6 protein-coding genes are annotated in these 7,001 nt (G+C 68.0%); all 6 read left to right on the forward strand.

All coding sequences use genetic code 11. From position 1 onward, the window contains the following. A partial coding sequence (uvrA, locus tag VEG08_02820; GenBank protein HXZ26913.1) for an excinuclease ABC subunit UvrA occupies window positions 1-2,230 on the forward strand: 2,230 nt, incomplete at its 5' end. 75 nt (window positions 2,231-2,305) lie between these two features. Further along, a complete protein-coding gene (locus VEG08_02825; protein HXZ26914.1) occupies window positions 2,306-3,106 on the forward strand; it encodes a CPBP family intramembrane glutamic endopeptidase in 801 nt (266 codons plus the stop codon). A gap of 111 nt (window positions 3,107-3,217) precedes the next feature. Then, window positions 3,218-3,880 (forward strand): orotate phosphoribosyltransferase, encoded by a 663-nt coding sequence (gene pyrE, locus VEG08_02830; protein HXZ26915.1) that lies wholly within the window; start codon window positions 3,218-3,220, stop codon window positions 3,878-3,880. Beyond that, window positions 3,877-4,917 carry an S-methyl-5-thioribose-1-phosphate isomerase gene (gene mtnA, locus VEG08_02835; protein HXZ26916.1) on the forward strand — a complete coding sequence of 347 codons (1,041 nt, stop codon included), beginning with the start codon at window positions 3,877-3,879 and terminating at the stop codon, window positions 4,915-4,917. Before pyrE ends, mtnA begins: the two co-directional genes overlap by 4 nt. A 51-nt stretch (window positions 4,918-4,968) precedes the next feature. After that, window positions 4,969-6,606 (forward strand): hypothetical protein, encoded by a 1,638-nt coding sequence (locus VEG08_02840; protein ID HXZ26917.1) that lies wholly within the window; start codon window positions 4,969-4,971, stop codon window positions 6,604-6,606. Window positions 6,607-6,667: 61 nt separating this feature from the next. After that, on the forward strand, window positions 6,668-6,874 hold the full coding sequence (locus VEG08_02845) for a hypothetical protein (protein ID HXZ26918.1): 207 nt from the start codon (window positions 6,668-6,670) through the stop codon (window positions 6,872-6,874). Window positions 6,875-7,001: the final 127 nt, after the last annotated feature.

Below are 7,001 nucleotides of genomic sequence, written 5' to 3' on the forward strand. Positions count from 1 at the left end.
CGAACTGCGCAACCTGGACGAAGACGTCGCCCTCGACAAGCGCAAGAACCACACCATCGACGTGCTCATCGACCGCCTCCTGGTCAAGCCCGGCATCGAGAAGCGCCTGGAGAACTCCGTCGCCATCGCCATGAAGCTGGCGGGAGGCCTGGTGCAGGTGGCTGTGGTCGAGGGCGAGGAGAGCCTCTACTCCGCCCGCCTGGCCTGTCCCCAGTGCGGCATCAACGTGCCCGCGCTCGAGCCTCGCAGCTTCTCCTTCAACTCGCTCTACGGCGCCTGCCCCGAGTGCCACGGCCTGGGCTCCAAGTACGACTTCGATCCCGCACGCATCATCGTGGACTGGTCCAAGCCCCTGCTCGACGGCGGCCTCGGCCCCGGCTCCGCCTCCTCCAACCTCATCCACATGCTGGAGATCACCGCCGCCGCCCACGGCTTCGACCTGGCCAAGCCCTTCGAGGACCTGCCTCGCAAGGTGCAGAACCTCATCCTCTACGGCCCGGAGGAGAAGCAGCCGCGCTCCGGCTTCCAGGGGGTGATCGCCTACCTGCGCCGCAACCTGGAAGAAAGCACCTCGGAGAGCTATCGCGAGTGGCTGCTCCATTACATGTCGGCCACCGAGTGTCCCGCCTGCCACGGCCGGCGCCTCCGCCCGGAGAGCCTGGCGGTCAAGGTCAACGACATGTCCATCGCCGAGTTCACCGCGCTGCCGGTGGTGCGCGCCGTCGACGTCGTGCGCGACATCAAGCTCTCCGCCCGCGAGGAGGCCGTGGCCGGGCGTGTGCTCAAGGAGATCGCCGAGCGCCTCCAGTTCTTGAGCGCTGTCGGCCTGGGCTACATCTCCCTCGACCGCTCCGCCGCCACCCTTTCCGGCGGCGAGGGCCAGCGCATCCGCCTGGCCACCCAGATCGGCTCGCGCCTGCGGGGCGTGCTCTACGTGCTCGACGAGCCCTCCATCGGGTTGCACCATCGCGACAACAACCGCCTGCTGACCTCGCTCGCCTCCCTGCGCGATCTGGGCAACACCGTGCTGGTGGTCGAGCACGATGAGGAGACCATCCGCCGCGCCGACTACGTCATCGATCTGGGCCCCGGCGCCGGACGCCAGGGCGGCTACCTGGTCGCCACCGGCACCCCCGCCGAGGTCGCCCGCGCGCCGCAATCGCTCACCGGAAAGTACATCTCCGGCGAGATGCGCATCGCCGCCCGCCCCGAGCCGCGCCGCGTGAACGGCCATTTCCTCAAGGTGCTGGGCGCGCGCGAGAACAATCTCAAGAACCTGGACGTCGAGTTCCCTCTCGGCCTGCTCACCGTGGTCACCGGGGTCTCGGGCTCGGGCAAGTCCACCCTGGTGAACGACATCCTCTACCGCGCCCTCGCGCAGAAGCTCTACCGCTCGCGCGAGGAGCCCGGCGCCCACCGCGGCCTGCTGGGAGTCGAGCACATCGACAAGGTCATCGGCATCGACCAGTCGCCCATCGGGCGCACCCCGCGCTCCAACCCCGCCACCTACACCGGCGTCTTCGCGCAGATCCGCGACCTCTACGCCATGCTGCCCGAGTCGCGCGAGCGCGGCTACAAGGCGGGACGCTTCTCCTTCAACGTTTCCGGAGGCCGCTGCGAGGCCTGCCAGGGCGAGGGCCAGCGCCGCATCGAGATGAATTTCCTGCCCGACGTCTACGTGCTCTGCGAGGTCTGCGGCGGCCGCCGCTACAACCACGAGACCTTGGCGGTGAAGTTCAAGGGCTGCTCCATCGCCGACCTGCTCGAGACCACCGCCTCCGATGCGCTCCCCATCCTGGAGAACATCCCCCAGGTGCGCCAGAAGCTGCAGACCCTGGTGGACGTCGGCCTGGGCTACATCCACCTGGGGCAGTCGGCGGTCACGCTCTCCGGCGGCGAAGCCCAGCGCATGAAGCTGGCCAAGGAACTCAGCAAGCGCCAGACCGGCCGCACTCTCTACCTGCTCGACGAGCCCACTACCGGCCTGCACTTCGACGACGTCAAGAAGCTGCTCGACGTGCTGCATCGCCTGACCGACCTGGGCAACTCCATCATCATCATCGAGCACAATCTGGACGTGATCCGCAATGCCGACTGGATCCTTGACCTCGGCCCCGAGGGCGGCGAGGAGGGCGGCCGCATCGTCTGCCAGGGCCCGCCCGAGCAGGTCGCCAGGTGCAAGAAGTCCTACACCGGCCAGGCTCTGGCGGCGTACTACGGCAGGAGTTAGGGGTTTGGAGTTAGGAGTTAGCAGGTTTCAGATCGCTCGGTCACCCGATCACTCGATTCGTGTAAAGTCATTGACGTGTCGCTACCGCCGCAGATCGTCCAGCCACCCCTCGAGCCTCCCGCTCCCCTGCCCCACTCTTCCGCCGAGAATCCCCCCTGGAACGGCTGGGACATCGTGCTGCTGCTGGCTGCCGCCTTCTTCTTTCTCTTCTTCGTCAGCGGGGTGGTGTACGGAGTGGCCGCGCACCTCTACGGCAGGAGTGTCACCCCCGCCGAACTCAGCCGCGATCCCAGGGTGCTGGTCCCGGCCCAGGCCCTGAGTTATGTCGCCTTGCTCCTCTTCATGGCCGTGCTGGTGCGGCTGCGCTACCGCGCCCGCTTCTTCCAGACCATCCGTTGGCGCTGGCCCGCCGGCGCCGACTGCTTGAAGTTCGTCGCCGGCGGCATCCTGCTGGCGGGCGTCATCCAGGCCCTCTCCTACCTCTTCCCCATGCCCCCTTCCCTGCCCATCGACAAGTACTTCCGCGACGCCACCTCCGCCTGGCTGCTGGCCGGCTTCGGCATCCTGGTGGCCCCGCTGGTCGAGGAACTCTTCTACCGAGGCTTTCTCTACCCGGTTCTGGCCCGGCCCCTGGGGACCTTCGGGGCAGTGGTGCTGACCTCCATCCCTTTCGCCCTGATGCACGCCTCGCAGTTGGCCTCGGCCTGGGCGCCCCTGCTCATGCTCTTTCTGGTCAGCGTGGCCCTTACCCTCACACGAGCGAAGACCGGCTCCGTGGCCGCCAGCGTGCTCGTCCATATGGCCTACAACTTCACCCTCTTCACCATGCTCTTCTTCGCCACCGACCACTTCCAGCACCTGGAAAAAGCACTGTAGCGGCACGGCTTGGCCGACGACCGAAGGCCGACGACCGACGACCTCATCGGCCAACGACCAACGACGAACGACCAGCGACTTTCCTCCCCGTGTTATCGTATTTCTTCCGCCATGCCCGACTCCCGCCACCAGCTCCTCGCCATGCTCGCCCGGCTCTCCTTCCGCCTGGGCGAGTTCAAGCTCTCTTCCGGCTCGACCAGCGACTACTACGTGGACTGCCGTACTACCACGCTCGACGCCGAGGGCGCGCGCCTCACCGGCCGCGTCTTCTCCGACGAGATCCGCAAGCAGGGCTGGAAGCCCGACGCCATCGGCGGCATGACCCTGGGCGCCGACCCCATCGTGGTGGCAGTCGCCCTGCTCAGCGCCCAGCAGACCCAAGTGCGCGCTCCCGCCCGCCCCAAGTCGGTCGACACCGCCGAGTTCCTCATCCACGGCTTCCTGGTGCGCAAAGCGGAGAAGGCCCACGGCACCGGCCGCCAGATCGAGGGCTTCCAGCGCCAAGGCGCCAAGGTCGTCATCGTGGACGACGTCTGCACCACCGGCTCCTCCACCGTGCAGGCCATCGAAGCCGCGCGCGCCGCCGGTATGGAAGTGATCGGGGTGATGTGCCTGGTGGAACGCGAGGAAGCGGGCGGGCGAGCCGCCGTGGAGAAGGCCGCCGCCCCGGCCAGGTTCGTCTCTCTCTTCACCGCCGCCGACGTGCGCAAGCAGCACCTGCAGCAGCCCCCGCAGCCTCTGGGAACTGGGAACCGGGAACTGGGAACGGCATGATCAAGACCGTGGAATGGACCGAAGACGGCGTGCGCCTCATCGACCAGACCAAGCTGCCCACCGAGGAGACCTACGTCCTCTGCAAGAGCTACGAAGAGGTCGCCGAGGCCATCCGCAAGATGACGGTGCGCGGCGCTCCCGCCATCGGGGTCACCGCCGCCATGGGCATCGCCCTGGGCCTGCGCGACGCCGACGGCGACCACGTCGCCGAACTCCGCCGCCGCTTCGACGAGATCTGCGAAGTCATGGGCGCCACTCGTCCTACCGCCGTCAACCTCTTCTGGGCCATCCGCCGCATGCAGGAGAAGTTCGAAGCCTCCTCCGAGCTACCACCGGCCCAGCTTCGCCAGGCGCTCATCCAGGAGGCCCAGCGCATCTACGTGGAGGACCTGGCCCTCAACGAGGCCCTGGCCCGCCACGGCGCCGCCCTGCTCCCCGCCTCCGGCAGCGTGCTCACCCACTGCAACGCCGGCGCGCTGGCCACCGCCGGCGGCTACGGCACCGCCCTGGGCGTCATCCGCGCCGCCATCGAGAGCGGCAAGAAGCTGCACGTCTACGCCGACGAGACCCGGCCCTTCCTCCAGGGTTCGCGCCTCACCGCCTGGGAATTGCAGAAGGACGGTATCCCCACCACCGTGATCAGCGACAACATGGCCGGCGCGCTGATGGCCCAGGGCAAGATCGGCGCGGTGGTGGTGGGCGCCGACCGCATCGCCCGAAACGGCGACACCGCCAACAAGATCGGCACTTACACCGTCGCCGTACTGGCCAAGGAGCACGGCATCCCCTTCTACGTGGCCGCGCCCTTCTCCTCCATCGACCTGGAGACGCCCGACGGCTCCAAGATCCCCATCGAGCAGCGCGCCGCCCGCGAGGTCACGCACGTGGGCGCCACCCGCATCGCCCCCGAGAACGTCAAGGTCGAGAACCCTGCCTTCGACGTGACTCCCGCCCGCTACATCGCCGCCATCATCACCGAGCGCGGCGTGGCTCAGCCACCACTTTCGGACTCCCTCCAAAGACTGGCGTCGGTGTAGAATACGCCCCACACGTGGGCCCCACCGGATTGTCCTGAAGGAGGTTTCCTCATGAAGCGCCTGGCTTGCGCGCTCGTAGTCCTGTGTCTCTGCGCCTGGACCGCCGCCCAGCATCACCCCGCGGCCGGCTCGCACCCGGTGACCATGATGACCGGTTACGGAAACCTTCATCATCCCGTCACCGCCGCCAGCCCCGAAGCGCAGCAGTTTTTCGACCAGGGCCTGCGCCAGATCTACGCCTTCAACCACGACGAGGCCGCGCGCTCCTTCCAGCACGCCGCCGAGCTCGATCCCAGGATGGCGATGGCGTACTGGGGCATCGCCGAGGCCGTGGGGCCCAACTACAACGATCCCGCCGACGTCGACCGCTTCCTGAAAGCGCACAGCGCCATCCAGAAGGCGCAGGAGTTGGCGGCCGGCGCGTCGCCCAGCGAGCGCGCCTACATCGCCGCCATGGCCAAGCGCTTCCCTCCCGTCCCCGGCTCCGACCTGCACCAGGCCGCCGAGGCCTACCACGACGCCATGCGCGAACTCGTCCGCCAGTTCCCCGATGACCTGGACGCCGCCACCCTTTTTGCTGAGTCCGGCATGAACCTGCATCCCTGGGGCCTGTGGCATCTGGACGGCACACCCGAAGCCGGCACCGAGGAGATCGTGGCCACGCTGGAATCGGTCCTGAAGCGCGATCCCAACCACATGGGCGCGATCCACTACTACATCCACGCCGTGGAAGCTTCACCCCATCCTGAGCGCGCCCTGGCCCCCGCCAACCGCCTGGCGGCGCTGGCGCCCGCCGCCGGACACCTGGTGCACATGCCGGCGCACGTCTACATCCGCACCGGCGACTGGGCCGCCGCCATCGCCACCAACCAGAAGGCCGCTGCCGCCGACCGCGCCTACATCCAGGCCAGCGGCGCGCAGGGCATCTACCCCGCCATGTACTACAGCCACAACCTGCACTTCATTGCTATCTGCGCCGCCATCGACGGCGACTACGCCGACTCGCGCCAGGCCGCCGACCTGCTCACCGCCCACGTCGGCCCTCTGGTCAAGATGATGCCGCCGCTCGAGGGCTTCATGACCGTCCCCCTGGCGGTGGATCTCCGCTTCCACCAGTGGGACCGCATCCTGGCCATGCCCGCGCCCGATTCCGCCATGAAGACCACGACCGTCTACTGGCACTTTGCCCGCGGCATGGCGCTCGCCGCCCAGGGCAAGCTCGCCGACGCCGAGGCCGAGCACGCGATCGTGGCCGCCGCCGAGGCCGCCACTTCTTCCGACGCCATCTTCGGCATGCCCTTCAACAACAAGACCAAGACCATCCTCCAGATCGCCTCCAACACTCTGGCCGCCAGGATCGCAGTGGCCCGCCACGACCCCGCCGCCGCTGTCCCCCTGCTGCGCCAGGCCGCCGCCGCCCAGGATTCGCTCAAGTACAGCGAGCCCCCGGACTGGCCCCTCTCGGTACGCGAATCCCTGGGCGCGGCCCTGCTGCTCGCGGGCGACCCCGCCGCCGCCGAAGCGGTCTTTCGCGAGGACCTGAATCGCAATCCTCGCAACCCGCGTTCCCTCTTCGGCCTGCGCGAGGCGCTCAAGGCCCAGCACCGCGACTACGACGCCCAGTTCGTCGACCGCCAGTTCCAGGCCGCCTGGAAGGGCGCCGCCCTCAAGCTGGAGGACTTGACGTAGGCGCGGGAACCAGGAGCTGGAAAGACTCGTAGAATAGAGCAGGAAGATCTGTGGAGGGGTTATGGCGACCTTCCTGCTTTGGCTGATCCTGCTCTTCTTCTGCTGGCCGCTGGCGCTGCTGGCGCTGGTGCTCTATCCCATCGTGTGGGTGCTGCTGTTGCCCTTCCGCCTGCTGGGCATCGTGGTGAAGGGAGTCTTCGAGTTCCTGGAGGCCATCATCCTGCTGCCCGCCCGCATCCTCGCCGGTCCGCGCGCCTTCCGTGCCTGACCCTTGCTGACGTCTGACGTCCCGTCTGACGTCTAGGTTTCCATCACCTTCAGCTTGGGACCGACCACCAGCCGCGCCTCCGTCGCCTTCTGCACCTCTTCCGCCGTCAGCCCGGGCGCGATCTCCT

This window comes from Terriglobales bacterium, assembly GCA_035624475.1.
In the GTDB taxonomy this organism is placed as follows: Bacteria; Acidobacteriota; Terriglobia; order Terriglobales; family Acidobacteriaceae; genus DASPRL01.